The organism is Gilliamella sp. wkB108 (assembly GCF_001690195.1).
Taxonomy (GTDB): Bacteria; Pseudomonadota; Gammaproteobacteria; order Enterobacterales; family Orbaceae; genus Gilliamella; species Gilliamella apicola_L.
Map to the genome: position 1 here is coordinate 1 of NZ_LZGM01000066.1, position 26,799 is coordinate 26,799.

At 35.8% G+C, this 26,799-nt stretch carries 24 protein-coding genes, 1 pseudogene and 1 riboswitch; of the genes and pseudogenes, 8 read left to right on the forward strand and 17 right to left on the reverse strand.

Features of this window, described 5'->3' with window-relative positions; all coding sequences use genetic code 11:
* The first annotated feature begins 437 nt into the window (after nt 1-437).
* Nucleotides 438-569, forward strand: a riboswitch (molybdenum cofactor riboswitch).
* The gene (moaA, locus tag A9G11_RS06175) at nt 564-1,538 is read left to right on the forward strand and encodes a GTP 3',8-cyclase MoaA (RefSeq protein ID WP_065618629.1); all 975 of its coding nucleotides are present in this window, start codon (nt 564-566) and stop codon (nt 1,536-1,538) included. (Overlaps the previous riboswitch by 6 nt.)
* On the opposite strand, the gene gluQRS is transcribed toward moaA, so the two are convergent.
* The 3 genes from gluQRS to folK all read right to left on the reverse strand — a co-directional run bounded on the left by gluQRS (nt 1,518) and on the right by folK (nt 3,527).
* Nucleotides 1,518-2,408 carry a tRNA glutamyl-Q(34) synthetase GluQRS gene (gene gluQRS, locus A9G11_RS06180; protein ID WP_065618630.1) on the reverse strand — a complete coding sequence of 297 codons (891 nt, stop codon included), beginning with the start codon at nt 2,406-2,408 and terminating at the stop codon, nt 1,518-1,520. The genes moaA and gluQRS overlap by 21 nt on opposite strands.
* Nucleotides 2,409-2,450: 42 nt before the next feature.
* Nucleotides 2,451-2,906 carry an RNA polymerase-binding protein DksA gene (gene dksA / locus A9G11_RS06185; RefSeq protein WP_065618631.1) on the reverse strand — a complete coding sequence of 152 codons (456 nt, stop codon included), beginning with the start codon at nt 2,904-2,906 and terminating at the stop codon, nt 2,451-2,453.
* A gap of 135 nt (nt 2,907-3,041) precedes the next feature.
* A complete protein-coding gene (folK, locus tag A9G11_RS06190) occupies nt 3,042-3,527 on the reverse strand; it encodes a 2-amino-4-hydroxy-6-hydroxymethyldihydropteridine diphosphokinase (protein WP_065618632.1) in 486 nt (161 codons plus the stop codon).
* Nucleotides 3,528-3,761: 234 nt separating this feature from the next.
* On the opposite strand from folK, the gene A9G11_RS06195 reads away from it, so the two are divergent.
* Nucleotides 3,762-5,123 carry an MmgE/PrpD family protein gene (locus A9G11_RS06195; protein ID WP_065618633.1) on the forward strand — a complete coding sequence of 454 codons (1,362 nt, stop codon included), beginning with the start codon at nt 3,762-3,764 and terminating at the stop codon, nt 5,121-5,123.
* Between the two features lie 55 nt (nt 5,124-5,178).
* On the opposite strand, the gene A9G11_RS06200 is transcribed toward A9G11_RS06195, so the two are convergent.
* From A9G11_RS06200 to syd, 7 genes are all read right to left on the reverse strand, one after another.
* On the reverse strand, nt 5,179-5,931 hold the full coding sequence (locus tag A9G11_RS06200) for an amino acid ABC transporter ATP-binding protein (protein ID WP_065618634.1): 753 nt from the start codon (nt 5,929-5,931) through the stop codon (nt 5,179-5,181).
* Nucleotides 5,932-5,942: 11 nt separating this feature from the next.
* Nucleotides 5,943-6,614, reverse strand: coding sequence for an amino acid ABC transporter permease (locus A9G11_RS06205; RefSeq protein WP_065618635.1), 672 nt, complete (start codon nt 6,612-6,614; stop codon nt 5,943-5,945).
* Nucleotides 6,611-7,393: an amino acid ABC transporter substrate-binding protein gene (locus tag A9G11_RS06210; RefSeq protein WP_065618636.1), complete on the reverse strand. Its 783-nt coding sequence runs from the start codon at nt 7,391-7,393 to the stop codon at nt 6,611-6,613. Before A9G11_RS06210 ends, A9G11_RS06205 begins: the two co-directional genes overlap by 4 nt.
* Complete coding sequence (locus A9G11_RS06215; RefSeq protein WP_065618637.1) at nt 7,393-7,914, reverse strand: GNAT family N-acetyltransferase; 522 nt, start codon at nt 7,912-7,914, stop codon at nt 7,393-7,395. Before A9G11_RS06215 ends, A9G11_RS06210 begins: the two co-directional genes overlap by 1 nt.
* Nucleotides 7,911-9,272, reverse strand: a complete 1,362-nt coding sequence (gene purB, locus A9G11_RS06220; RefSeq protein WP_065618638.1) for an adenylosuccinate lyase — start codon at nt 9,270-9,272, stop codon at nt 7,911-7,913. Before purB ends, A9G11_RS06215 begins: the two co-directional genes overlap by 4 nt.
* A gap of 446 nt (nt 9,273-9,718) precedes the next feature.
* Entirely contained in the window at nt 9,719-10,894 is a 1,176-nt protein-coding gene (locus tag A9G11_RS06225) for an amino acid aminotransferase (protein ID WP_065618639.1), read from the reverse strand.
* Nucleotides 10,895-11,013: 119 nt separating this feature from the next.
* Nucleotides 11,014-11,547, reverse strand: coding sequence for a SecY-interacting protein (gene syd / locus A9G11_RS06230; protein WP_065618640.1), 534 nt, complete (start codon nt 11,545-11,547; stop codon nt 11,014-11,016).
* 753 nt (nt 11,548-12,300) lie between these two features.
* Here syd and rne point away from each other — a divergent pair.
* The 6 genes and pseudogenes from rne to metA form a co-directional block, all read left to right on the forward strand.
* Nucleotides 12,301-14,277, forward strand: a pseudogene (rne, locus tag A9G11_RS06235) (ribonuclease E); the annotation flags it as partial.
* Nucleotides 14,278-15,055: 778 nt separating this feature from the next.
* A complete protein-coding gene (locus A9G11_RS06240) occupies nt 15,056-15,985 on the forward strand; it encodes an ABC transporter permease subunit (RefSeq protein ID WP_065618642.1) in 930 nt (309 codons plus the stop codon).
* Nucleotides 15,978-16,838, forward strand: coding sequence for an ABC transporter permease subunit (locus tag A9G11_RS06245; RefSeq protein ID WP_065618643.1), 861 nt, complete (start codon nt 15,978-15,980; stop codon nt 16,836-16,838). The genes A9G11_RS06240 and A9G11_RS06245 overlap by 8 nt, the downstream gene beginning before the upstream one ends.
* A gap of 2 nt (nt 16,839-16,840) precedes the next feature.
* Nucleotides 16,841-17,830: a peptide ABC transporter ATP-binding protein gene (locus A9G11_RS06250; RefSeq protein ID WP_065618644.1), complete on the forward strand. Its 990-nt coding sequence runs from the start codon at nt 16,841-16,843 to the stop codon at nt 17,828-17,830.
* A 21-nt stretch (nt 17,831-17,851) separates the two neighbouring features.
* Nucleotides 17,852-18,667: an ATP-binding cassette domain-containing protein gene (locus A9G11_RS06255; RefSeq protein ID WP_141674362.1), complete on the forward strand. Its 816-nt coding sequence runs from the start codon at nt 17,852-17,854 to the stop codon at nt 18,665-18,667.
* Nucleotides 18,668-18,860: 193 nt separating this feature from the next.
* Nucleotides 18,861-19,793, forward strand: coding sequence for a homoserine O-acetyltransferase MetA (gene metA, locus A9G11_RS06260; RefSeq protein WP_065618646.1), 933 nt, complete (start codon nt 18,861-18,863; stop codon nt 19,791-19,793).
* Between the two features lie 326 nt (nt 19,794-20,119).
* Here metA and A9G11_RS06265 read toward each other — a convergent pair whose 3' ends face one another.
* The 7 genes from A9G11_RS06265 to larB form a co-directional block, all read right to left on the reverse strand.
* Nucleotides 20,120-20,845 carry an ABC transporter ATP-binding protein gene (locus A9G11_RS06265; protein WP_065618647.1) on the reverse strand — a complete coding sequence of 242 codons (726 nt, stop codon included), beginning with the start codon at nt 20,843-20,845 and terminating at the stop codon, nt 20,120-20,122.
* Entirely contained in the window at nt 20,839-21,705 is an 867-nt protein-coding gene (locus A9G11_RS06270; protein ID WP_081298444.1) for an ABC transporter ATP-binding protein, read from the reverse strand. Before A9G11_RS06270 ends, A9G11_RS06265 begins: the two co-directional genes overlap by 7 nt.
* The gene (locus A9G11_RS06275; protein WP_081298445.1) at nt 21,702-22,574 is read right to left on the reverse strand and encodes an ABC transporter permease; all 873 of its coding nucleotides are present in this window, start codon (nt 22,572-22,574) and stop codon (nt 21,702-21,704) included. Before A9G11_RS06275 ends, A9G11_RS06270 begins: the two co-directional genes overlap by 4 nt.
* Before the next feature lie 4 nt (nt 22,575-22,578).
* A complete protein-coding gene (opp1B, locus tag A9G11_RS06280; protein ID WP_065618649.1) occupies nt 22,579-23,514 on the reverse strand; it encodes a nickel/cobalt ABC transporter permease in 936 nt (311 codons plus the stop codon).
* A gap of 184 nt (nt 23,515-23,698) precedes the next feature.
* Complete coding sequence (gene nikA, locus A9G11_RS06285; protein ID WP_065618650.1) at nt 23,699-25,312, reverse strand: nickel ABC transporter substrate-binding protein; 1,614 nt, start codon at nt 25,310-25,312, stop codon at nt 23,699-23,701.
* Nucleotides 25,313-25,326: 14 nt separating this feature from the next.
* Nucleotides 25,327-26,106, reverse strand: a complete 780-nt coding sequence (locus A9G11_RS06290) for a class I SAM-dependent methyltransferase (RefSeq protein WP_065618651.1) — start codon at nt 26,104-26,106, stop codon at nt 25,327-25,329.
* A 15-nt stretch (nt 26,107-26,121) separates the two neighbouring features.
* The gene (gene larB / locus A9G11_RS06295; protein ID WP_065618652.1) at nt 26,122-26,799 is read right to left on the reverse strand and encodes a nickel pincer cofactor biosynthesis protein LarB; all 678 of its coding nucleotides are present in this window, start codon (nt 26,797-26,799) and stop codon (nt 26,122-26,124) included.

A 26,799-nucleotide genomic window follows, 5' to 3' on the forward strand; every position in this document is an offset into this window, starting at 1 on the left:
ATGGTCTGGTAAAAACAAATTAAAAATCACACAAAATTTTGATGGTGGAGTGACTACCTATACTTTTATCTACCAAGGTAATAAAACAAAATTAATAACAGTTTATTCACCTGATTAAATATTTGTAAAATGATGCTAATAAATTATAAAAAGGATGTTATTTTCCCTTTGAAAGTCAAATCAATAAATAATTATGATATGCAATTTGGTGCTAATTACAATGAGTGAAATCTTTTAATTGTCGATTGGATGTCAAATGAAGGAGAAAATTTAAAGAAATTAAGTGAATGGGATTGATTGGTTAGTTAGAGAACTTCCCAACAGATCATCGAGTGAAACCGATCTAGATGAATTAACTTTAATATATGAAGTTTTTGAAGGGTGTGCGCATCTAAATAGCATGGCTTTGTGATATGCAAAAAAAGTAGGTTATGCTAAACTTAAATAAACTCTGAAGCTATTTCACCTAAGTGATAGCAATACTTGTTTTCATAAGGTGAATTAGCCGCGGTATAGTACAGAAATGGCTATGCTTCCCGATTTGGATAAGGTGTTTTTAAGATATGCAATTAGTGGATAATTATCAACGTCGATTTCAATATCTACGTTTGTCGATTACCGAGCAGTGTAATTTTCAGTGTCAGTACTGTTTACCTAACGGTTATCATCCTAATAAAGATCACAAGTTTTTATCGCTGAGCGAAATCAATAATGTGGTAGCAACATTTACCGAGCTTGGCGTGCATAAAATCCGATTAACGGGAGGGGAACCGACGTTACGTCGTGATTTTACCGATATTTTATCGATGATATCCTCTTATCCAAGCGTTAAAGAGCTTGCTCTTACCACAAATGGTTCACGGTTATTAAAAAATATTCATCATTGGCATCAAGCCGGTTTAAATGCGATTAATATTAGTATTGATAGCTTTTCTCCTCATTTGTTCAAATTAATCACTGGTCAAGATAAACTGAAAGAGATCATTGAATGTGTTGAAAAATCGTTAGAAGTAGGGATTAAAAAAGTAAAAATCAACACTGTATTAATGAAGAATATGAATGATAATCTGAAAGATTATTTAGCTTGGATTAAACAGCGACCAGTGGATTTACGTTTTATTGAGCTTATGGAGACAGGGGAGACTAACGAGGTTTTTAATCGTTATCATTTAGCCGGTAATGCCATTGAAAGCCAGTTAATTGCTCAAGGTTGGCAATTACAACCAAAGATGGCTTTATCTGGTCCCGCTAAGGTATATGCGCATAGCGACTATCAAGGTAGAATTGGACTGATTATGCCATATTCAAAGGATTTTTGTAAAAGTTGTAATCGATTGCGAGTCTCCTCATTAGGAAAATTGCATTACTGCTTGTTTGGTGACGCGGCCGTTGATTTACGCGATTTATTGGTAAAGGCAGACCAAAAAGAACAGTTAAAAGCAAGAATTTTTGCTTCCTTAATGAGTAAGCCTGAAAAACACCTCTTGCATGATCATCACGTTGGTATAACGCCTAACTTATCCTATATTGGTGGATAAACGACTATTTTGTTTGGGAACATTGGTAATATCCCAATGTTTAATTGCCCAATCTAAAAGTTGCATTTGGTTAGCATCTTGCCAATTTTCTGGAATGACTTGCCCTAAAAATTGTAGCGCCTGAACGGTTAATGTTTTGAGATTATTCAATTCAATTGGCGTTGCATGGTTTTGTTTAGAGAGTTTATTATCATTGTTATCAAGTACTAATGGTAAATGACAGTAAGTTGGCACAGGTAAGCCCAGCAATTGATAAAGTGAAATCTGTTTCGCTGTCACCGGCAATAAATCTGCACCACGTACAATTTCAGTAATACCTTGCTCATTATCATCAAGTACCACAACCAAATTATAAGCAAATAAGTCATCTTTACGATGAATAATAAAATCCTCTTGAGCATTAGCCGTGTCGACGTTTTGTAAACCACGAATTTTGTCAGTAAATTGGTAAATTGGCTGGTTTTGTTTTAAACGTATAGCCAGTTGTTGTTGCGATGTTTGGTTTAAATGTCGATTACGACAAAAGCCGTCATAAAGACCAGAAGGAAGATGATGAATACGTTGACGAGTACAATCACAGTAATAAGCCTGTTGTTTATCAAGCAAAGATTGTAAAACGGCTCGATAGCGTTTGCTACATGTCGATTGATATAAGATTTCACCATCCCAATACAGATTTAGTGCTTCTAGTGTAGTTAGGATAGCTGTTGCAGCCCCTTTGACTTCACGAGGTGGATCGATATCTTCAATGCGGACTAACCATTTCCCTCGGCAAGATTTAGCTTGTAGATAACTACCAAGTGCCGTCACCAACGAACCGAAATGTAATGGCCCTGATGGTGAAGGGGCAAAACGACCAATATAACACATAGTGTATGGCGTAGAGTTAAAGACAATTAGTTCAAATTAGGATCATATTCCCATTTGCTTTTCACGAAGTTCTGCGAGTGTTTTACAATCAATGCACAAATCAGCCGTTGGTCTTGCTTCTAAACGACGAATACCGATTTCAACACCACAAGATTCACAATAGCCAAAATCGTCAGTTTCGATTTTCTTTAACGTCTTTTCAATTTTCTTGATAAGTTTGCGCTCTCTATCTCTAGCACGAAGTTCTAAGCTAAACTCTTCTTCTTGAGTTGCGCGGTCAGCGGGATCAGGAAAATTTGCAGCTTCATCTTGCATATGAGAAACCGTTTTACCCATTTCACCTTGTAATTGGGCTAACCATGCTTCCAAGATAAGTTTAAAATGTTTCAATTGCTTAGGATTCATATATTCCTCACCTTTAGCCTCTTTATAAGGCTCAAGTCCTGCAATTGAAAGCAGGCTAAGAGAAGACGTATTTATTTTTTGTTCCTTTTTCACAGCAATCCCCTTAAGTACAGATTATTTGCAAGCGCTAAACTATAGCAATAAATTAGCCGTTGGCAAATTTTTTTTATAATTTTTTTGCTGTAAGTAAGATAAATTAATCCAACTCTATGTTATTAATCAATATAATTACTCCTCCCACTTTTTTAACCCATTTTTAGGGCATTTATTCACTAAATCGCTTAACTTTTGCTTATCAGGTAAAGTAAGATCAGGTGCAATATCATAGAGAGGATAGAGAACAAATTCCCTGTGCTGCATATGGTAATGCGGAACGGTAAGTCTGTCAGTGTTAATAATCAAATTATCATAAAGTAAAATATCTAGATCTAAAGTCCTTGCTCCCCAACGGTTATTTTTACGTACACGTCCTTGTGATTTTTCTATCGATTGAAGCTGATCAAGTAATTCCGTCGGCGATAATGTTGTATTGAGTTTTACCACTGCATTAAGGTAATCGTTCTGATCTTGAGGACCAAGCGGTTTACTGCGATAAAAAGGTGAAATATTGGTTACGGTCGTTTGTGGTAACTGGTGTAAGGCGGCAATGGCTCGATTGGCTTGCGCAAAGGGATCTTCAAGATTACTGCCTAAAGCAATATAACAAATTGACATAAATAGACTTTTATTTTAAGTGAAATATAGCAACATATTAGCATATAAACTGGCTATCAAAAATGCGGATAAAATCATTAAGGCTGATTTATTATTTACAATTATGCGTTGTAGTTATTTAGATATAACCAGATGATTGTTAACTTTTTACCTATTTTTGTTTATGTTAATCGCTTAATAATCTAATTTACAAATTTATGGCATAACTATTTTATGTCTACATTGAGATATTTTATGGTAAATCTTGGCCAACAATTAAGTTCGTTGATAAAGCATACACCACTGATTGAAGATCCTATGATTATTAATCTGGCGATAAAGGGTGTGATTGATTATTTTGCTAGTAGTTTACAGGCAAAAAATGAAAATGATATTCGCAAATTATTAGCTTGGATTGATGATGAAGGCGGAACAGCAAGAGCATGGTTAGTTGGTCAAAAAAAGCTAGCTAGTGCCAGACAAGCTGCGCTTTTTAATGGATTTCAAGCACACTGTTTAGATTATGATGATGTGCATTCAGATATACGCGGTCATCCGTCAGCAGTCATTTTATCTGCATTAATTGCAAGTATAAAACTGGATAAACCATTATCAAAGATTGATGGGCGTCGTTTTCTAACCGCTTATATTGTCGGTATTGAAGTCATGGCCTTATTGGGAAAAATCGTCAATCCACAACATTACGAGAAAGGTTGGCATACAACAATTACTTTAGGTGGAATAGCTGCGACAGCGGCTATCTGTTATCTCTATGATGAATCTTTTGGGTATCAAGCATTAACTTTAGCCGCAACCCAAGCCTCAGGATTACGTCTGGTTATGGGAACTCCCATTAAGTTTTTACATGCAGGACTTGCAGCACAAACAGCTATCCAGTCAGTGGAATGGCTAAGAGCAGGGATACAGGCAGATAAGAATTTTTTAGACGATAAACTCGGTTTTTTAGCTGTTTATGGTCAGGGCAATGCTAATGTTGATTTAAGCCATTGGGGAAAACCATGGAAAATAGCCGATCCGGGTCTTTGGTTTAAAACGTATTGTTATTGTTCTGCCGCCGCTTATATTGCTGATGCTGGTCAATTACTTTATCAACACCCACAATTTGCTGTTGAACAAATTGAAAATATAACTATTTATTTTGCGCCACCTAAAAGTGATGCGGCATTGATTTATCATCACCCGTTATTAGCAGAGCAAGGGCGCTTTTCAGCCGAATATATTTTGGCATTAACCCTATTAGGTATCCCACTTAATTTTGAACAATTTAGCCCTATACCCATTTCAAAGGATGTACAAAATTTAATGAGTAGGATACAACGTAGTTATCAAATACAACTCACACCACATTGCGATGCCTACAATAAACGTTATGTTGTGGTTGAAATTGTGTTAAAAACCGGCAAGAAAATTAGCCAGCGTATTGATATTCCGAAAGGTTCACCTAAAAATCCTTATAATCAAGAGCAGATGATATCAAAGTTAATAAGGGCAATAGGCGATCAACAAAAAGCAGAAAATCTATTGAACGATATATACAAACTCTCGTCAGGTATTGATGTTTATCAGTTTGTTACAACACATATTTATACGCTTTAGCAATAAGAAGCAAAATTAGAAAATCTCAGGTTTTAACAATCTGGCTATTTATTGCTTAAATTTCAAAATCAAATTCATCAGTTAGTTGACGTAAAAATCGCTGAGTCAGTTCATGTTGTGGATTATTGATAACGGATTTCGCAATACCTTCTTCAACAATTACGCCATTAGCCATAAAAATAATACGATCGGCAACATATTTGGCAAACTCCATTTCATGCGTGACGATCACCATGGTGATTTTTTCTTTAGCCAGCTGTAACATAACCTGTAATACTTCATGAACCCGTTCGGGATCTAAAGCTGAAGTAGGTTCATCAAACAATAAGACTTTGGGTCTAACTGCTAGCGCTCTGGCAATGGCAACACGTTGTTGTTGTCCTCCTGATAGTGTAACAGGGTATTGTTTGGCGTAGGGCAACATACCAACCCGCTCTAATAAGGATAATCCGCGCTGTTTTGCTTCGGTTTTGTCCATTTTCTGTCCAGCAATCAAAGGGTAAGTAATGTTTTCTAGTGCGGTTTTGTTTTTAAATAAATTATAGTGTTGAAAGACCATTGCTGATTGTCGTCGTAAATTGCTCTCTTCTTTACTACTATAATGTTCGCTGTCAAGTGTAACATTGCCAATGCGAATAATGCCTGTATTGGGTTTTTCTAATAAATTTAAACAACGTAATAACGTTGATTTGCCTGAACCCGAAGGACCTATAATAGCAACGACTTCACCTTGCCCAATATTTAGGTTAATCTCTTTTAATACTTCATTGTGAGCAAATCGTTTAGATAAATGTGATACACAAATCATAACCTTTTCCCTTAACGGTGATACGGTGTACTCAGTTTTCGTTCTAATTGTTTTTGTATCCATGAATAGATCACAACAGTTAACCAATAAACAATACCAACGGCTAAATAGGTTTCAAAATAGCGGAACGAATCGACGGTTAACATCTTTCCTGCTGCTAACAATTCTTGTACACCAACAAAAAAAGCGACTGAAGAGTCTTTAAGTAATGAAATAAACATATTCCCCGTATTGGGTAATGCATTGATCATGGCTTGAGGCAAAATTATTCCGCGGTAAACTTGGAAAGTACTTAATCCTACTGTAAGTCCTGCCTCTTTTTGTCCATGATCAACCGAGGCTAATCCTGCCCGAAAAATTTCGGCTAAATAAGCGGAGTATTTCAAACTAAAGCAGATAATAGCGGCACTTGTTGCATTTAAAAGTTTTAACACTGGGAATAACTGAGGTGATCCATAATAAATAATAAAAAGTAACACTACCGAAGGTATTCCGCGAAATAAGGAGATAAATAGCGCAAAAACAGGATCTAAAATAATAATTTTCTGATTGCGTAACAACGCTATTGCCAGTCCAAATATAATTGCAAAAAAAATAGATACAATGGCAATAAAAAGTGTTACCGGCAAATAGGGCAATATCTGAGGAAAAACGTTCAGAAAATAGTTTATATTAAAATTCATGAGGTAATATCTTCACCGAAATATTTAATTGAAATGTTTTTTAATGTGCCATTAGCGCGTAATTTTTCGATTGCTTGATTAAATTTTTCGCGCAACGCTTGACCTTTTTCGTCTTTACTAAATGGGAAGGCAACTTGCTCAATCGTTATCGGTTCACCGACTAATTTAAAAGGGAGGTTTTTGCGTTTGATTTCAGCCAGTAAGATAGGTTTCGAATTTATATAACCATCAACGCGTTTGTATTCGGTATCATACATTGCACCATCACGTGTTTCGTAGGTTTTTATTGTCACTTCGCCATTAGGAAATGCCTTTTTAAGGTTATTGATGTGATTTGAACCAAGTACACCAGCAATAGTTTTACCCTTAAAATCCGCTAGCTTATTGATATCTTGATTCTCATCATGCGTTACAATCTGACTACCATAAAAGCTATATGTGGAAGAAAAATCATATTTCTCCTGACGTGCCGGTGTAATAGCTACCGCATTGGCAACCGTATCTAAGCGGTTAGCATCAAATTGTCCCATTAAGCCACCAAATTCAGCAGTCACCCACTCAACCTTATAATCTAACTCTTTGGCAATGGCTTCGGTTACTTCAACATCAAAACCAACTAAACGATCATTTTGTTTATAACCATTAGGATAACTTTGCCCAGTAGAACCCACTTTAATGACATTTTGTTCTGTGGTTTGGTTATTAGCTTTATTATCACAGCCAACTAATGTTAAGCTGGTTACTAACAGCGCTGAAAGTAATATTTTTATTTTATTCATTATCTGGTACTCCTTTTTTTCCATTCGGTATAACTTTTATGATTAAGGATTTTTTCGAAATAGATCGTGGTATGATCATCAGTTAAATCGGCTTGTCCTATTGGTTTGAAGCCTTTTTTTATATAAGCGTTTGCTAGCCAAGGATGATTAGCTGCGGTGCCAAGTGTCACCGCTGGTAGTTTCAATTGCATTATTAAGATTTGCTGTTCAACCCAATTCCATAATTGATTACCATATCCTTGCCCTTTGTATTTGGTAGAGGTTGCAAACCACCCCAAATGAGGCAATCCATAAGGTCCGGGATTATTCCCCCATGGGAATCGAATACTTAAAGTGGAAACCAGTTCATTTTTTTTGGTAAATACATAAACAGCATTAGCGTCAATGTGTTGATTAATTTGTTCACGATCAACGGTTGCTGCTGCAAAATGGATCCCCAATTGGGTGGTGGCTTGGTAGGCATCATGTAATAGCACTTGGTAGGCCGGGATATCGTGTTGGCTAATTAAGCGAAAACTCATGCTAACACTCCACTTTTATTTGCGTAATTAATGACTTGTTCTACTTTTTCAGGTGCGGAGCCTAGATAGTTAATAGGATCGAGCCAATTATCAAGTTCAGATTCAGTAAATGTTTGATTGAGTTGTGGATCGTTTAATAATACTTGTTTAAATGGTTTGTTAAGCTCAAAAGCTTTCATGGCGCTTTTATACACAAGCTGATGTGCTGTCTGTTTGCCTAAACGTTTTCCTATTTCAAACATCACTTTTTCGGACAACAATAAACCATTTTGTAACGATAAATTGTTAAGCATTTGCTCGGCATTGACTTTTAAGCCTTTTAGTACCGCTAATGCAGTTTGTAACTGTGCAGAGATATAAAGATTAATTTCAGGCAGTGCTATCCACTCTGCACGCCAACTCATGGCGTCGCGTTCATGTTCAACTTTCATTGACTCATGGATTAATGCGACGCTTTTTAATAATGGTGCGGTTAAACTTGCCAGTCCTTCTAAGGCTGCAGGGTTACGTTTATGAGGCATGGTTGTTGAACCGATTTTCCCTTCAGAAAAAGGCTCTTCTACCTCATTGATTTCACTGCGCATTAAGTTATAAAACTCATTGCCAATTTTACCAAGTGTGCCACTGATCAAAGCGATAACCGATGCATATTCGGAAAACCGATCGCGCGCCGCTTGCCAACCAATATTGGGGGTATTTAGTCCAAGCAAGGTTAATGCCCGTTGTTCAACTTTAGGCCCTAATTGCCCCATTGATGCATAAGTACAAATTGCACCGCTAATGTTACCCACCAACACGCGTTGTTTTATTTCTGATAGGCGTTGTAAATGGCGAATGAATTCATCTAACCAAACAGCCAGTTTGAAACCAAATGTTGTTGGCAGCGCTTGCATACCATGTGTGCGTCCTACCATAGGTAAATATTGATACTGTTTAGCTAAGCGTTGCAATTCAAGAGCAACTAATTTGCTGTCACGCTCAATAATGGCAAAGGACTCTTTTAATTGTAAGACTGTTGCGGTATCAACAATATCTTGGGTTGTTGCGCCGTAGTGGATAAATTGACCGGCATCACCGACTTGTTTTTGAAGTGCATTGATAGTAGACATCAAAGAGTGTTTGGCTTTAGCCGCCTCATCGGCAATTTGTTCAATGGATAATTTGGATGCATCGGCGTTTTTGACTATTGAATTTGCAATCTCTAAAGGAATGACACCATACTCACCTTCTGCTTTTGCCAAAGCAACTTCGACATCGACTTGCTTTTCAAGGCGATGTTGTTCTGACCAAATAGATCGCATTTCGCTTGTACTAAAATTATTACCTAAAATTAAAAAATCAATAATGTGTGAAACCACCGAAGCTATCCTCAATAATTGTTCTATCTCCTGAGCATAAATTATTAATAATATTTATGTTATCGTCTAATAATCAATTTCCATATTGATATAACTAAAAGGAATAATTAAAAATAATATGAAGATCCTATTAAATGGTCTGAATATAACGTTACAGTCAACGTGCTGTATTTTATGACCAACATTTAGGGATTTAGGATAAGGAGATCAGCACAAGAAATGCAGTTTTTTAATCTTGTGATTAAGTAAAAACGCTTCCCAGAATCAACGCCCTGAGTTGAATACCAATGAGCAATTATCGACAATGATATTATTATGCTTAGGATTAGATAAAGAAATTGGCCGGTAGAATATAAGCTGTTTGACGGGTTCTAAAGGGGGGGAGCGCTATAATATCAATGACTTGATGAAACGAATACCGTTCACCAAGCCCAATATCCTATTAGTTATAATACTTCAACAATGGATTCACAAAGTCGAGACATATTATCCAGTGTCATACCTGCCACATTGATGCGCCCTGAGTTGATAATATAGATACCGTAATCATTGCGTAATTTAATGACTTGTTCTTCACTAAGACCACTAAATGAGAACATACCATTTTGTTTGGCAATAAAACTGAAATCTTGATTTGCACCTTTATCTTGTAGCGTTTTGACAAATAGTTGTCGCATACGATGAATACGTTGACGCATACTGGTTAATTCATCAATCCACTCTTCTTTTAATTCAGCACTATTTAATATGTAAGAAACAGTTTTTGCGCCATGCGCTGGTGGATTGGAGTAATTTGCTCGAATTATTGTCTTAACCTGACTAAAGGCGCGATCGGCAATATCAGGACTTGCAGCGATTAAGGTAAATGCACCTACACGTTCATTATAAAGCCCAAAGTTTTTGGAATAAGAGCTAGCAATCAGTAATTCGGGTTGTGATTGTGCAAATAATCTCAAACCGTAAACATCTTCATCTAAACCTTGACCAAATCCTTGATAGGCCAAATCAAAAAGTGGTAACCAACCGTTTTTTAAAGCCAAATCAGATATTGCTTGCCATTGCTCTGGTGTTGGGTCGATTCCAGTAGGATTATGGCAACAACCATGAAATAGTACTGCTTCACCGGCAGCAACGACACTAAGATCATTCATCATCGCATCAAAATCAAGATCGCGACTCTGTGGGTTGTAGTAATGATATTCACGCACTTCAAGTCCGGCAGTTTGAAATACACTACGGTGGTTTGGCCATGAAGGATTACTGATCCAAACGCGTTTGACTTTGGTTCTACGGGATAAAAAGTCAGCCATGATACGTAATGCGCCTGTTCCTCCAGGCGCTTGGGCTGTTCTGGCTCGTTCATTTTCACTTCCAAATAGCAGAATTTGAGTTGCAACATTAAATGCATTTACACCATCAATGGGTAAATAACTCTTAGTTTTCTCTTCATCAAGTAAAACATGTTCTGCTTTTTTTACACTCGCTAAAATAGGTGTTTGGGTCGTTTCATCTTTATAAACGCCAACGCTTAGATTAATTTTATTGATGCGTTCATCTTTATTATAAAGATCCGCTAGCCCTAAAATGGGATCAGCTGGAGCTGCAGTTAAATTTTCAAACATAAATCACCTATTTCGTCTAATTACTTTAAAAGCATTATATACTCATTATTTTGCAAGATACAATCTAGATAATTGCGTTATAAAAAAGGAAAATAACAACTTGTTTATTTGTGATTTTTCTAGCAAATAGCGGTAAGTTTATCTAGAAATGACGCTAAATTATTGCTTAATATGGTTAACTCTCCTGTAATTAAATTCTCTTTTACTACTTCGCCCGTTAAATTATTTAATGCAATTATTTCACTTCCTTCATCCGTTGAAGCAATAAAAATAGTCGGTACTCGCTTTAGTTTTTTTTGTTGGGATAAGTGGGCAATCATATTTTGTTCTAAAGTTGAAAAATCTTCATCATTCCAAGCTTGAATAAGCAATAAGTTTCTATCTTCAAATTTTGCCGTCATATTGCCTGCATATTGAGTGCCATAAAAAACATGGGCGCTAGGATGTAACGTAATGCCTACGACTTCTTCAATGATCATCAAGTTTCTTGGTGGCTCAAGTAAAAAAGCCTGCCAAAATACGGTTAATTGCTTAGTTTTTAAAATACATGGTGAAGGTATGGCATGCAAATCTTCACTTTGTGGTGCATCTTCAAATTGATTACACCAACGCGTGGTAAATCCAATTAGTGCAATTTTATCGGGTGAGTTCATAAACAAATTTAATCTCTTATTTTGTAGTACAAATAGCTTTATCTAAAAATATTATACTGATTAACATTAAATATGCATAATTCAACTCGTTGCTTATTTGCAGCTTGCTTAGGTAAATTATTTAGCATAATTTTGACAAGAAGTTTCAGGTTACACTAACGTTTTAGTATAATATCGCAAAAAGTTTAAAACACTACTTCATTAATATACTTAAGAATATTTAAAACTTAGTAAAATAATTACCTAACTGTTTATAAAATAGCAAGTTTAATTTTCTTGCTATCCTTTGCTGAAACGTGAATAATAAGAGGGGATAATTTATTTTTGTAATGCAGCAATGGCGTTAGACATTACAATTTTATCCAACCATAGCGTAAGTAGAATCATTATAATTAGATAATATGTTTATTTTAAACAATTACATGAAGATTTAGTTTGTTTGCCAAAAATCGATATAAGGCGGTAGTTTGCAAATTAACCATACAGATAGTATCAACTGATTATATGTTAAGGGGTAACTCGGAAAGTAAGTAACATTTTCGATTTTAAGGTTATGCCTTGACTGTCTGATTGATATTATTTAAGCGATACCGGGTTCACATAAAATAATAAAAAAAATAACATAAATAAAATAATGAATACCGAGTAGAAATATAACGTTTAGTATAAATTGTTATCATTGTTAAAATAGGCACCCTATCAATATTAGGATTCTACATACAATTAATTATAACTAATTAAGAGTGTAGAATAATGAAAAGAATGCTAATCAACGCAACCCAGCAAGAAGAGCTGCGAGTTGCTCTTGTTGATGGTCAACGCTTATATGATTTAGATATAGAAAGCCTTGGTCATGAGCAAAAAAAGGCCAATATCTATAAAGGCAAAATCACAAAAATCAACCCAAGTTTAGAAGCTGCTTTTGTCTCTTATGGTGGTGAAAGAGATGGTTTCTTGCCATTAAAAGAGATTGCCGAAAGTTACTTCCCTGCAAATATCACTGGTCGTCGTAGTATTAAACATCTACAAGAAGGTCAGGAAGTATTAATTCAGATCGAAAAAGAGATTCGGGGCAAAAAAGGGGCGGCATTAACTACTTATATTAGTTTAGCGGGTAGTTATTTAGTGTTAATGCCAAATGATCCAAGAGCAGGGGGCGTATCTCGTCGTATTGAGGGTGAAGAGCGAGCTGATTTAAAACGAATTATTGACGCAATTGAAAAACCAAAAGGTATGGGCGTCATTGCCAGAACAGCCGGCGTTGGTAAAACACAAGAAGAGCTACAACAAGATTTAGATGCATTAGTAACCTATTGGACGGCTATTCAAAATGAGTCGAAAAATCATCCGGCTCCAAGTTTGATTCATAAAGAAAGTGATATTATTACTCGAGCATTTCGTGATTATTTACGTGATGATGTGGGTGATATTTTAATTGATAATCCGAAGGTATTAGAAATTGCCAAAAAACGATTGGCAGATTTAGGTCGTGCGGAATATGCTAATCGCCTTAAACTGTATGAAGGTGATGTACCACTATTTAATCATTTTCAAATCGAAGGTCAAATAGAGTCAGCATTTCAGCGTGAAGTTCGTTTACCTTCAGGCGGCTCAATTGTTATTGATACTACCGAAGCGTTAACGGCAATTGATATCAACTCAGCAAAATCAATCCGCGGAAGTGATATTGAAGAAACAGCGTTTAATACCAATCTTGAAGCAGCCGAAGAAATCGCTCGCCAGTTACGTTTACGTGATTTAGGTGGATTGATTGTTATTGACTTCATTGATATGACCCCAATTCGTAATCAGCGTGAAGTTGAAAATCGTCTTAAAGAAGCGATGAAAACGGATCGGGCGCGTATTCAAACTACACGTATTTCGCGTTTTGGACTACTCGAAATGTCGCGTCAACGTTTAAGTCCTTCATTACGAGAAGCGACGCATCATATCTGTCCTCGTTGTCAAGGAACCGGTACGATAAGAGACAATAATTCACTCTCTCTTTCTATTCTTCGATTAATTCAAGAAGAAGCAATGAAAGATAATACAGTGCAAATTGATGTAATTGTCCCTGTACCTATTGCCAGTTACTTGCTTAACGAAAAGCGTCGCGCGATCACCAATATAGAACGCATGCATCCGGATGTTAAAATTGTGATTGCAAGCGATGAAGAAATGGAAACGCCATTGTATAAAGTCATTCGTAAGCGAACGGGTGAAGAGACTGATGTACTGAGCTATAATCTTCCTAAATTGATTCGTGAACTTGAAGAAGAGGAAGAAGATCAAGTTGTAGAAGCGGTGGTTGAACAAGCCGTCCTTTCTGGGCCTAAAGTTGAAGTAAGCACAGCACCAAAAGCCGGTGTAGAGCCGAAAGCAGATAAATCAGCAGGTCTATTTGGTGGCTTATTCACTAAGTTACGTAAACTATTTGTAGCTGAAAAAGAGGAGCCTCAACCGGAAGTTAAAGCAGAGCCAGTAAAACGACGCGATAATCAGCGTTCACATAATCGACGCCAGCGTAATAATAGAAATAATAGTGCTGCTACAACCAATACGACTAACACAGTCGCGGTTATCGCGGATGAAACCAAAGAGCCTGTTAAAACTAATACTCGACGTACTAAACAAAATGGTAATGCTAGTGTACCTAATGCCAACGCTAAAGTTGTTAATGAAGTAGTCCAACCGAAACAACGAGAAGTAAAAGCAAGACGCCAGCAACGTGCATTAACTAAAAGTGTACGAGTAAGATCACCAGAACTTGTTAGTGAATCGATTATGCCAGATGAACAAGATCGTGTAATTATTCCTTCTCTTTTATTGCCAATTATTGTCAATGAAGCAAATGATGTGGGATATTCTGCTGGATTAGAGTCACAACCAAAACGTCAGCGCCGTACCTCCAGACATTTACGAATGAACGGTCAACGTAATAAACGACGTACCAAAAATAACTATCTCAAACAATCAGCTGTACCATTACCGTTTGCTGCCGCTTCACTCGAATTGGCATTAGGGCGTGTTACAATAGATTACTCTTTGATTAATAATGACGATTCAACTACGATTGTTCCAATAATTCCTTCACTGTTATTACCGATTATCATTAAAAATGAGGAAGTTAAAACAGAAGTAATTGTTGAGCAACCACAAACTCAGGTGATTACTAAAGCCACATCTCAAGAGGATAATGAGCATAAGAGTGAACCTCAATTGCAGATAAATAGTTCTGATCAATATGTAGGTTATTCATCTTCTGAGATGACTAAAGCACCGGCTCCAGATTATGTGGCATCCGACGTAACAATCAAGTTACGGGAAGAATCTGAGCATGGTGAAGGTAAAAGTAATGTAGTTGGTATAAACGCTTCGGAGCATGCTTATGCCGAAGCAAGTAAACCGGTAATACCTTCAGAGTAAATAAAACCGATATTGAATCGAGTGGGGTGACTTATGTCACCCCCGTTTAAATTTGGGTCAATGATAACGATAAAGATGAACAATGATTATCTATATTTTAAAGAAAATAGTGACATTTTTATTTATTGTCTGTGTACTGGCTCAGATAAGTTTTTGTCTTGTCTATTTTGTTCCTCAGTCACTATTTTATAATTTAAGTTTTATTGATGCCTATAGTGCTTTTTTTGAGCAGTTATTGCATGGGCAATTTATACTGTCATCTGGTGAAAGTGTTCCTTTTTTTCATATATTATCAGCAACATTTGAACTTTGTATCTTAGCTTTGATTGTTACATTACTTATTGGCATGCCATTGGGTATTTTTTTAGGACTGAGTAATATAAGCTGGTTGAATAACGCTATTAGATTAGGCTGTTTGCTTCTTTACTCATGCCCATTAGTATTAATTGTTATTGTGACTATGTATTTGTCTTCATCTACATGGTCATTATTTATTAACTTTAATATTGCACCACAAATGACAAATACTTCACTGCTAGATATTATTTTTTCCTCACAAGAAGATAAAGTGACATTACTACTAGAACAGTTGCAATATTTACTTTTACCGATTGCTATTTTATCTATTCAACCGAGTATTGTGACGATTCAACTTGTCAGCCAAAATGTAAAAAATACCGCACAACAAAATTTCATTAAAATGGCGATTATTCGTGAAACTTCACCATTTAAAATCTTACGTAAACACTTACTGCCTAACTCCATTCCGGCAACTATTCCGCAGTTAACCTATAATACCACCACACTTTTATTTACAACGATGGTTATTGAGATCTTATTTAATCGGGTTGGGCTAGGGCAATGGATCATGATGGCTTATCATCAACATAATTATTCTATTATTGCCATTGCGATTTTTGCATGTGGTTCAGTCATTAGCTTATTAACACTGCTAGGTGAAATTTGTGCGGTTTTGATTTATCCAATGAGGCATAAAGAAAAATATGTTTAGTCAAACTAAATTATTTAATTATGTGGCGCTATGTGTTAATAAATTACATAGCAATCTCTATTGCCTGGTCGGGTTTTATGGCATATTAGCAATCTTATTTGTCTCTCTATCAACTCGGTGGTTTTTCCATGCCCATATAGATCCTATCTACGTGACTTCATTACCACCAGCATGGGTTGCAAGTGGTGATATCAATCATATATTAGGAACAAATGCGCAAGGACAAGACATATTTGATTATCTTTTGATCGGCTATCGTTCTACAATAGCCATGACGATGAAAGCGGTGTTTTATGTGGTTGTGATCGGTAGTATTTTGAATTACTTGTTATTTTTTATTCCGATTTTACGTAATTTTGTATTGCTGATTTTCCGCTTCTGTACTGTGATCCCGCCTTTGTTAGGGGTTATTGTAACTAGCTTATTAATTGAAGATAATATCACCAATATGTTGGTGGTTATAGGTTTGTCTTATATGCCGCGTTTTATTTTTAATATTCATCAACAGGTGATTAAAGAGTGGAATAAAACCTATATTACAGCGTATCGATTAGATGGTTTATCTTCATTTTCAATTTTAAATCACTACATTGTACCTAATATTTTACCTGTTTTTTTAACCGAGATTGTCTCATTATTTGGCTCTGCTATTTTAGCTTTAACCACCTTAACATTTTTAGGTTTTGCTAATGATAATTCTCGCCCGGATTTAGGTATGATGATGTTTCAGATGAAAGATATTATTGATACCAATTGTTGGGCATTTTTATCACCCGGTATTGCTATCGCGCTTACTATAACATTAGTGTATTTATTTATCTTTGGATTATATGGCCGTCAGGCAGGAAATTAATTATGGCATTGTTAGATATCCGTAATTTAACTATAGAGTTTATCACTCCTGATGGGCTTTTACGCGCTATTGATCGAGTAAACTTAAAACTGTCAGACGGTGAAATTCGTGGTCTAGTGGGTGAGTCAGGCTCCGGAAAAAGCCTGATAGCAAAAGCAATTTTAGGCGTCACTAATAATAATTGGAAAATTTCAGCGGATCGTTTTCATTTTAATAATATTGATTTATTGAGCCTAACCCCCAAGCAACGACGCAAAGTCATTAGTGCTAATATTTCAATGATATTTCAAGAGCCGCAATCTTGTTTAGATCCTTCCATGAAAATAGGTCAACAGTTAATTGGTGCAATCCCAAGAAGAACTTTTAAGGGGCATTGGTGGCAAAGGCTTTTTTGGCGGAAGAATCGTGCTATTGAGTTACTACATCGGGTTGGTATTAAAGATCATAAAGAAATCTTAAAATCTTATCCTTTTGAATTAACAGAAGGCGAGTGCCAAAAAGTGATGATTGCTATTGCTCTTGCTAATCAACCCAAACTGCTTATAGCTGATGAGCCAACTAATGCCATGGAGGCCACAACTGAGGCACAAATCTTTAGATTACTCGCTAGCATGAATCAAAATATGGGTACAACTATTTTATTAATAAGTCATGATTTACAAATGGTAACTCGGTGGACAGATAAGATTAATGTACTTTATTGTGGACAAACAGTGGAAATCGCTGATAGTAAGGATTTAATCAAATCGCCTTATCATCCTTATACCCAAGCATTGATTTATGCGATCCCTGATTTTGGTAAAGCAATGCCTCATAAAAGTCCTTTAAATACTTTACCCGGAGTGATCCCGTCATTGGAACATCTTCCAATAGGGTGTAGATTGGGACCTCGCTGTCCTTATGCGCAAAAAAAATGTATTCAAACCCCTGAATTGATAGCGATAAAAGATCACTCGGTGGCATGTCATTTTCCATTGAATACGGATGAGTAGGTATAGAGCAAAATAGGAATAATCATGAATCCCATTTTAAAAGTGCGTAATTTATCTAAACAATTTGTTATTCCCAAAGGGCTATTTGGACATTTGCGCATCGATGCGGTCAAACCGCTTTCGTTTTCACTCAATGAAGGTAAGACATTAGCGATTATCGGGCAGAATGGTTCGGGTAAGTCAACGTTGGCTAAAATGTTAGTGGGGATGATAAAACCTACAGGCGGTAACATTTGGATTGATGATCTTAAAGTTAAATATGGCGATTATGATAGTCGTTATCAGCTTATTCGTATGATTTTTCAACATGTTGAAAGCTCTTTTGATCCAAGACTTCGTATCGGGCAATTACTTGAAATTCCATTAAAACGTAACGCTAATTATAATGCCAATGAACGTGAAAAACTGATTTATGCTGTATTAAAACAAGTCGGGTTGTTACCGGAGCATGCTTCGTACTATCCTTCGGTTATGGCAGCTGGGCAAAAGCAACGTGTGGCATTAGCCAGAGCATTAATTTTAAAACCTAAGGTGATCATTCTTGATGAAGCCTTAGCAGCTTTAGATATTTCGATGCGATCGCAAATTGTGAATTTAATGTTGACGTTACAAGAGGAGCAAAAAATATCCTATGTTTATGTGACTCAAGATATTGGGATGATGAAACATATTAGTGATCAAATTCTGGTGATGCATAATGGTGATTTAGTTGAATATGGTAATACTGCTGAAGTTCTCGCTTCGCCATTAAGTGAAATTACCCAAAAACTGGTACATAGCTATTTTGGCGAGGCTTTAACAGCCGATACTTGGCGTACTGATACACGAGCATTTTAATCTTATGTGATTTTAGCTTGCTGTGTTGTAGTTGTTGATACTGTTTAATGAGTCCTATTTTAATCGTTTTTTGTTTAATAAAAAATCTCGACAAATAATCTAAAACACTCTATATTTAGCTATACAGATTTCTAGACGTCTATTTTTGTCGGCATGTTCAAAAATAGATGAATGTTTTTGTGGAGCTTTTTTTATGCCTATTTGTATTCCTGATTCATTACCTGCAGTTGATGTACTTCGTAATGAAAATGTATTTGTAATGACATCGTCTCGTGCTAATACCCAAGAAATTCGTCCTCTTAAACTCCTTTTTCTAAATCTAATGCCTAAAAAAATTGAGACTGAAAATCAATTTTTACGTTTATTATCTAACTCCTCTTTACAGATTAATATTCAATTATTGCGTATTGATCAGCGTGAATCAAAAAATACACCAATTGAACATTTAAATAGCTTTTATTGTGATTTTGATAATATTCGTGAACAAAATTTCGATGGGTTAATTATTACCGGGGCGCCTCTCGGTAAAGTGGCTTTTTCTGATGTTGTTTATTGGCCAAAACTGGTTGAAATTATTAATTGGGCAAAAGAACATGTCACTTCAACTATGTTTGTTTGTTGGGCTGCACAAGCGGCATTAAATGTTTTATATGATCTTCCTAAATTTACGCGGACTCATAAATTATCAGGTGTTTATCAGCATAATACCGTTAGACCTAATGCGATTTTAACGCGTGGCTTTGATGATACCTTTTTAGCGCCTCATTCCCGTAATGCTGATTTTCCTTTGGATAAAATCAGGGCTTACACTGATTTAAATATTCTAGCTGAATCTGATATTACCGGAGCCTATTTAATGGCTACCGCCGATAAACGTATGGCTTTTGTTACAGGTCATCCTGAATATGACTCTTTTACATTAGCCAATGAATACCACCGTGATTTAAAAGCGGGTATTAATCCAGAAATTCCGGAAAATTATTTTCCTGATAATAATCCTGATTTAACACCGAAAGCGACTTGGCGAAGTCATGCTTATCTGTTATTTAGTAATTGGCTTAACTATTACGTTTATCAATTAACACCATTTGATTTAAATACCCGTAATATGACAATAGATGATTAAATGATTGGATAAATGACTAACTCTCTAAATTGCGCGGGAGTAGCAAATTTATCCTTTACGTTGAAATTATGTTAACCGTTGCAAGCCTACTAAAATAAGTAGGTTAAAATGCATTGAGTAGGCTTTTAGCATCATCACTGGTTACTTGTGATAGTTGGGGAGTAGGAATTTGTTCAATCAGTTCGCCTTGATATAAAAAAGCGATATGTTAAATATGACAATAGATGATTAGATAATGACTAACTCTCCAAATTGCGCGGGAGTAGCAAATTTATCCTTTACGTTGAAATGATGTTAACCGTTGCAAGCCTACCAAAATAAGTAGGTTAAAATGCATTGAGTAGGCTTTTAGCATAATCACTGGTTACTTGTGATAGTTGGGTAGTAGGAATTTGTTCAATCAGCTCTCCTTGATATAAAAAAGCGATATGCTGACTAAGGTAAGTTACAGCTTGTAGATCATGCGAGATAAATAAATAACTCAGTCCAAACTCTTGTTGTAGAGATTTAAGTAGATCTAAGATCTTTAGTTGATTAACAACATCAAGGGAGCTGGTAGGTTCATCAAGCACAATTAATGATGGATAGCAGCTAAGCGCTCTGGCAATACAGAGTCGTTGTAATTGCCCGCCAGATAATTCTTGTGGATAACGTTTTTTTAAGTGACAAGGTAAACCAACTTTATCTAATAAATCATCAATTAATTGTGTCGGGTTTTTGATGGTTATTTTTTGGATATGTAAAGGTTCAAGTAAAATTTGGCTAACATTCATCGCCGGATTGACAGACGATAAGTAGTCCTGAAAAACAGCACTGATTTGTAAGGATGAACTATCATCAATATTAAAATGAATATTGCCACTATCTGGCTTTTCTAGCCCAAGGATCAAACGAGATAAAGTACTTTTACCACTGCCACTTTCACCAACAATCCCCAAAGATTCCCCTTTTTTTATGACAAAAGAAATATCGCGCAAAACTTGTTGATATTGTGTCTTAAATCCGAACTTGCTTTTAGCATAGCGTTTACTAATTTTATTAACTATTAACATGCTGGTTCTCTTTGTGCTTTGTCAGATTGTCGATGTTTTAAGAAAAACGTATCTAATTTATTTCGCGCATTCAACAAATTTTGTGTATAGGTATGTTGTGGATGACTTAATATCTGTTTAGTTGCACCCGTTTCAACGATTTTCCCTTGTTTAAGTACAATTAAGTGATCCGATAACTCATTTGCTTCAGCAAAATCATGGGTGATTAGTAGTAGTGCTGTTTGATGATCGTTTAATAGTTGTTTAAAAAAAGCTAATACCTCTTTTTTAGTTAACCAGTCAATACTAGAAGTTGGTTCATCGGCAATAATGATATCTGGTTTAAGGATAAATGCTAACGCGATGGTGATGCGTTGTAACATGCCTCCGGAGATCTCATGAGGATATTTTTTGGCTAAATGTGAATAGTCGGGTAAAGCGACTTTTTCCAGAACATGATTAATTTGTGCTAACAACTGTGATTTAGATAGGATTAGATGTTGTTTCAGTGTCTCTTCGATTTGTGTACCGATAGATAATAATGGATTAAAAGCATTAAGGCTGTTTTGTGGGATCATTGCAATTTTACGACCACGAATTTGACTCCAGCGCGCATCATTTTTTGGCAAAGTTAATAGATTCTGATGCTGAAAAATAACTTCGCCACTGAGGTTAAATTCCTGTGGGCATAATCCTATTATCGCTTTTGACATAATGGTTTTACCACTGCCACTTTCACCAATCACCGCAAGACACTGGTTGCGATTAAGTGTAAAAGAGAGATTGTGTAAAAGTTGATGTTGGTGATTTGTTGTTTTATTGCAAAGTGTCACCGTCAAATTAATCACATTAAGTAGTGGATCTGTAATGTTATTTTTCATGATTTATCCTCTACTTGATTTTCATCTGAAATAGCGATTAAGTGACGAGTAGATGATTTTTGGTTTATTTTCTCTTGCATGATATCGCCCAGATAATTAAAGATAATTACGGTTAAAGTGATAGCAAGACCAGCCGGTAACATTAAATAAGGTCGATTAATTAGATAGTCTTTGGCTTCACTCAGCATCGTTCCCCATTCAGGTGTGGGAGCTTGAATGCCAAGACCCAAAAAAGATAACGCTGAGATCATTAATATTACTCCCCCAATATTGATAGTGGCTAAAGCCAATATTTCACCACCAATTGAAGGTAATAGGTGCTTACTCATAATATAAAAAAAAGAAGCGTGATGAATCTTGGCAAAGTAGATGTAATTTTGATGTTTATAGCGAAGTACTGCACTTCGAATAATCCGAGCATACCAAGCCCATTTTATTGCGACAATAGTTATGATGATATTAAATAAACTCGGGCTAATAATACCAATAATGGCAATGATCATCACATCGCTAGGAAATGATAAGACAATATCGCATATTCGCATTAATAGTGAGTCTATTTTGCCACCAAAATAACCCGAAATGATACCAATGATGCTTCCAAATAGTATTGTTGCCAACATAGCCAATAAAGAGGTAAGTACCGTTGCTCGAATTCCATAAATAAGTCGGGATAATATACAGCGACCTAATTGATCGGTACCTAACCAGTATTGAAAACTCGGTGGCTTAAATTTGTTAACCAATGACACTAATAATGGATCATGGGGGGCAATTAAAGGGGCGAAAATGCTCATTAATAGAATAACTATTATCATAAATAGACAAATATTACCCATTACACCGAATTGAAAGATTCGTTTTCGCATCCTATTATCCATTGTTATAACATAGTTTGGGATTGATATAAATTTGAACCATATCTATGAGTAAATTAAATATCAGGTAGAGTAAAGAGATTAACAAGATATAGGCTTGTAGCACTGGATAATCGTGTTCATAAATTGCGGTTACACAAGCTCTTCCCATTCCCGGCCAAGCAAAAATATTTTCGATAATAACGGTCCCAGCAATTAGCCGAGGAATACTCATACCAAAAACGACTAACGATGACTGGATAGCGTTAATCATAATATGTTTATTCATAATAAGGCTATTTTTTAACCCTCGCGCTTTGGCATACAGTACATAATATTGTGGTAGTTGTTCAAGAATTGTATTACGGATTAATTTTACATACAGTCCAATGTAAGCAAGAGAAAGGGTAATTGTCGGTAATATTACCGATGAAGTTGAATCCATTTTACCCATAGGTAACCAATTGAGTTTAACGCTAATTAACCATATCAGTAGTAATCCAATCCAATAATCAGGCATACCAACAAATGAAAAAGTGATAAAACGCCCAATTTTATCAATGAGTTTATTTGCATTTCTGGCAAGTAAAATACCGATTGGTATAGATAAACAGATAGTAATGAGTACAACACAGCTAACCAGATAGAGAGTGGGTAACATTGCACGCGTTAAAATCGTTGATACCGACTCTTTAGTAATATAAGAATTGCCAAAATCCAAATATAGAGCTGATTTTAACCAGCATAGATAACGATAAAAAAAGGGTTGATTAAGCCCAAATTCCTGATTAACTTGTTCAATAGCCAGAGGCGTTACTTGGATATTATTAACGCGCAATATGACTTCTGCAGGATCGGAAGGGGCAAGACTAATTAAACAAAATGTTATAAATGAGATGATCAAAAGAATAAAAGGAATAAATAATAACCTTTTGATCAAGTGAGATAACACAATATATTTCCTTTTTTTATCACTATATTTGCGACCAATGATGATGTTAAATAACCCAATAGATCACTAAAATGAAACTATCAGCACTCATTTTTAAATAAGATGAGTGTCATCTGTTATTGTCTTTTTTGCTATCGATTAATAATAAATAACTAAATAACTATTTTATTAAGTCTATACCAAGTTAAAAGTACATTTTTTCAAATGGTATTTCATATTGTGAAGGATTAAATTCCACACCATTTAATTGTTTATTATACACGACTTTAATTCTTGAGTAGCTTAAAGGTATATAAACTGCTTCGTTTGCCAGCGTGGTTAATACTTGTTTATATAATTGTTGGCGTAAATTATCATCTGGTGTAATGAGTAAAGTTGAAATCCATTGATCTAGCTGTTTTTTTTCTGGTAATCCAAGTTGGGCATGATAATCAGCATGAGCAGGTACTCTAAATGATGAGACATAAGATTGAGGGTCATAAGGTGTTCCCCAAGAGACAATATATTGCATATCAAAATCACCTGCGCGTTGCCGATCTAAGTAGATCTGTTTTTCTTCACCTTGTAATACAAGATCAACACCAATAGCTTTTAAATCGGCTTGTATTGCTTGTGACAAGGTTTTATCAATCGCATTTTTATTAATAAAATTAAGGGTGATTTGTAGTTTTTGTCCGTTTTTTTGTCGATATTCAGAGCCTGAAACTTTTTGCCAACCACTCTTTTCAAGAATTTGTTTGGCTAGGTTTATATTATAATCATAGGTCGTAATATCGACATTACAATAGGGAGTGGTTTTCGCAAGTAAGGTATCAGCTTTGACTTCAGTATCATTAAAGATGCCGTCGACAATTGCCTGTTTATTAATGGCATATTGTAATGCTAAACGAATATTTTTGTCTTTTAAAATAGGACGTTGGGTATTTAAAACTAACGCTCTGGAAGCTATCGGTGAACTCATTTTGGTTATGTATTTACTATCGTGCTGAAAAGTTTGGTAAGTATCTGTATCTACTAACACTAAACTATCAGTCTCAAAAACAATATCTACATCCCCTTTTTCTAATGCTAATAAAATAGTTTGCGGATCTGGCATTACTTTCCAGTAAACTGCTGCGGATTTGGTTTTATCTCCCCAGTAATTATCATTCCGAACAAACTTAGCAACCGAATTTTTTTGATGTTCAGCTAATATCCAAGGTCCGGTTCCGTGATAGCCTTTAACTCCGTTTTTAGTTTCTCCATGAATAAAGTCATTAGGTGAGAGAAACCGAAACGGGCGAGTTAAACCGAGTTCGACTAACAGTGGATAGTAAGCGTTCTTGAGTTCTATTTGTACAGTATATTCATCTATGACTTTTACTTCTTGTATCTGTTTCACCATTTCAAGCCATGCATGACGACTATAATTTGACAGTATTGCATCAAAATTGAGTTTTACTGCTTGTGCATTGAACTTAGCGCCGTCTGAAAATGTAACGTCTTGGCGAAGTGTAAAAGTATAAGTTTTGCCATTGTTTGAGATATGCCAACTGCTGGCTAATAGTGGCTTAACACCTTCAGCAGTATTAACTACCAACGATTCAAATACCATATTTTGTGCAGCCATTTCACCTAAATAGAGGTGAGGGTTAATATCACGAATATCGAGGGTATTTGCGTAATTTATCTGTTGTTTAGGATTCAGTGAATTTTGGTTAGTTTCGTGGTTAGTTGCTGGTTTGCAAGCAAAATTCAATATTGTCGCTATAAAGAGTATGAACCATTTTATATGGGGTAAATTAATAAAAAGTTTCATAGCTATTATGCCTCTTACTCTTTTTCAGCTCTGATCATAAACATTGGGGTAGAATGATAATTGATCTGTTCAATTTTATCCCAAACATTTTTTGATATATCAGTATCAATACAGACTTTCTTATAACCAATTGACAGTAAGGTATTGATATCCCATTGCGGTCTGATCTCTTGGCTTAATGGTAATAACCTTGCAATGCGTTCCATTTCTTGGGTGTCTGTTTGTGCATAATGATCGTCAATATCTTGATTGGCCGTATTGCGTCTATCTTGTTTATATTGAAAATAGCGATGTTTATCAAACAGGAATAGATACCAGTTAGCATCAAAATTAAGTAATCGACCTCCGGAATTTAATACCCGAAACCACTCTTGATAAGCTAATGTTGGGTTATTCAAGTTCCAAGTGACATTCCGTAATACAATCAAATCAAAACTATTATCCTCAAATGGCAAGCATTGTACATCGGATAACACAAAATTAACCTTCACGCCATATTGTGTAGCGTTGTTTTGAGCCTGAACTAACATCGCTTCAGTCACATCAACTGCCGTTACATCATGACCGGCTAACGCTAATGTGATAGCCAAAAAACCAGGACCAGTACCTACATCTAAAATACGTAATTTATCTTTTTTAGGGGCATGAGTTAAAATTAACTTTTGCCAAATAGTTCTTTTTTGTGTTGCTAGTTCCTCTTGATTAGTTTGACTATATCCTTGGGCTCGATTGGTCCAATAAATGACAAGATCTTTTACAATGTCCTCATCGCTATTGTTATATGGTTGTAACACTCGCTCTTCTCGCTTTTATATATTGTTTTTAATTATTTTTTTGTAAATTTTGATTGCCGCACAAGCAGCGCCGTATCCATTATCGATATTCATTGTCATAATTCCTCCGGTACAACTTGATAAACAAGCGTTAAGAGCAACATGACCTCCGGCGGCAACACCATAACCAATAGAGGTAGGAACGGCAATAATAGGGGTATCAATTAAACCAGCTAAAACAGTAGGTAAGGCTGCTTCCATGCCTGCAATAGCAATAATAATACTGTAGGTTTGTAATTGGGGTAATTGTTGTTGTAGACGCCATAATCCCGCAACACCCATATCTTGAAATAGATCGACTTTTATTCCGTGATAATTTAACGTCAGTTGCGTTTCTTCACAAATTGGGGCGTCAGATGAGCCGGCAGAAACAATGGCAATATGGGTTGATTGCTCTTCATTTAATGGTTTGGATGAACCAAATACAGCACATTGACAATTTTCATGATAATTGATTTGTGTTTGCCAATTGGGTTTTAAACGCTGATATTTTTCACGAGTTAAACGAGTAAACAATAATGAGTGTTGATTTTGTTTAGCAAGTGACAATATTGTTTCGAGTTGTTCAACCGTTTTATACTGGCAAAATACAGCTTCTGAGATGCCACATCGTTGAGAACGTTCAAAGTCCATGACAATATCCGGTGTTTTCAT

Bases quoted from the DNA above. Each gene is read 5' to 3' on its own strand.
- moaA (WP_065618629.1), top strand. From the start codon at position 564: ATGCAATTAGTGGATAATTATCAACGTCGATTTCAATATCTACGTTTG.
- gluQRS (WP_065618630.1), bottom strand. From the start codon at position 2,408: ATGTGTTATATTGGTCGTTTTGCCCCTTCACCATCAGGGCCATTACAT.
- folK (WP_065618632.1), bottom strand. From the start codon at position 3,527: ATGTCAATTTGTTATATTGCTTTAGGCAGTAATCTTGAAGATCCCTTT.
- A9G11_RS06195 (WP_065618633.1), top strand. From the start codon at position 3,762: ATGGTAAATCTTGGCCAACAATTAAGTTCGTTGATAAAGCATACACCA.
- A9G11_RS06200 (WP_065618634.1), bottom strand. From the start codon at position 5,931: ATGATTTGTGTATCACATTTATCTAAACGATTTGCTCACAATGAAGTA.
- A9G11_RS06205 (WP_065618635.1), bottom strand. From the start codon at position 6,614: ATGAATTTTAATATAAACTATTTTCTGAACGTTTTTCCTCAGATATTG.
- A9G11_RS06210 (WP_065618636.1), bottom strand. From the start codon at position 7,393: ATGAATAAAATAAAAATATTACTTTCAGCGCTGTTAGTAACCAGCTTA.
- A9G11_RS06215 (WP_065618637.1), bottom strand. From the start codon at position 7,914: ATGAGTTTTCGCTTAATTAGCCAACACGATATCCCGGCCTACCAAGTG.
- A9G11_RS06225 (WP_065618639.1), bottom strand. From the start codon at position 10,894: ATGTTTGAAAATTTAACTGCAGCTCCAGCTGATCCCATTTTAGGGCTA.
- syd (WP_065618640.1), bottom strand. From the start codon at position 11,547: ATGAACTCACCCGATAAAATTGCACTAATTGGATTTACCACGCGTTGG.
- A9G11_RS06240 (WP_065618642.1), top strand. From the start codon at position 15,056: ATGATTATCTATATTTTAAAGAAAATAGTGACATTTTTATTTATTGTC.
- A9G11_RS06245 (WP_065618643.1), top strand. From the start codon at position 15,978: ATGTTTAGTCAAACTAAATTATTTAATTATGTGGCGCTATGTGTTAAT.
- A9G11_RS06250 (WP_065618644.1), top strand. From the start codon at position 16,841: ATGGCATTGTTAGATATCCGTAATTTAACTATAGAGTTTATCACTCCT.
- metA (WP_065618646.1), top strand. From the start codon at position 18,861: ATGCCTATTTGTATTCCTGATTCATTACCTGCAGTTGATGTACTTCGT.
- A9G11_RS06265 (WP_065618647.1), bottom strand. From the start codon at position 20,845: ATGTTAATAGTTAATAAAATTAGTAAACGCTATGCTAAAAGCAAGTTC.
- A9G11_RS06270 (WP_081298444.1), bottom strand. From the start codon at position 21,705: ATGAAAAATAACATTACAGATCCACTACTTAATGTGATTAATTTGACG.
- A9G11_RS06275 (WP_081298445.1), bottom strand. From the start codon at position 22,574: ATGCGAAAACGAATCTTTCAATTCGGTGTAATGGGTAATATTTGTCTA.
- nikA (WP_065618650.1), bottom strand. From the start codon at position 25,312: ATGAAACTTTTTATTAATTTACCCCATATAAAATGGTTCATACTCTTT.
- larB (WP_065618652.1), bottom strand. From the start codon at position 26,799: ATGAAAACACCGGATATTGTCATGGACTTTGAACGTTCTCAACGATGT.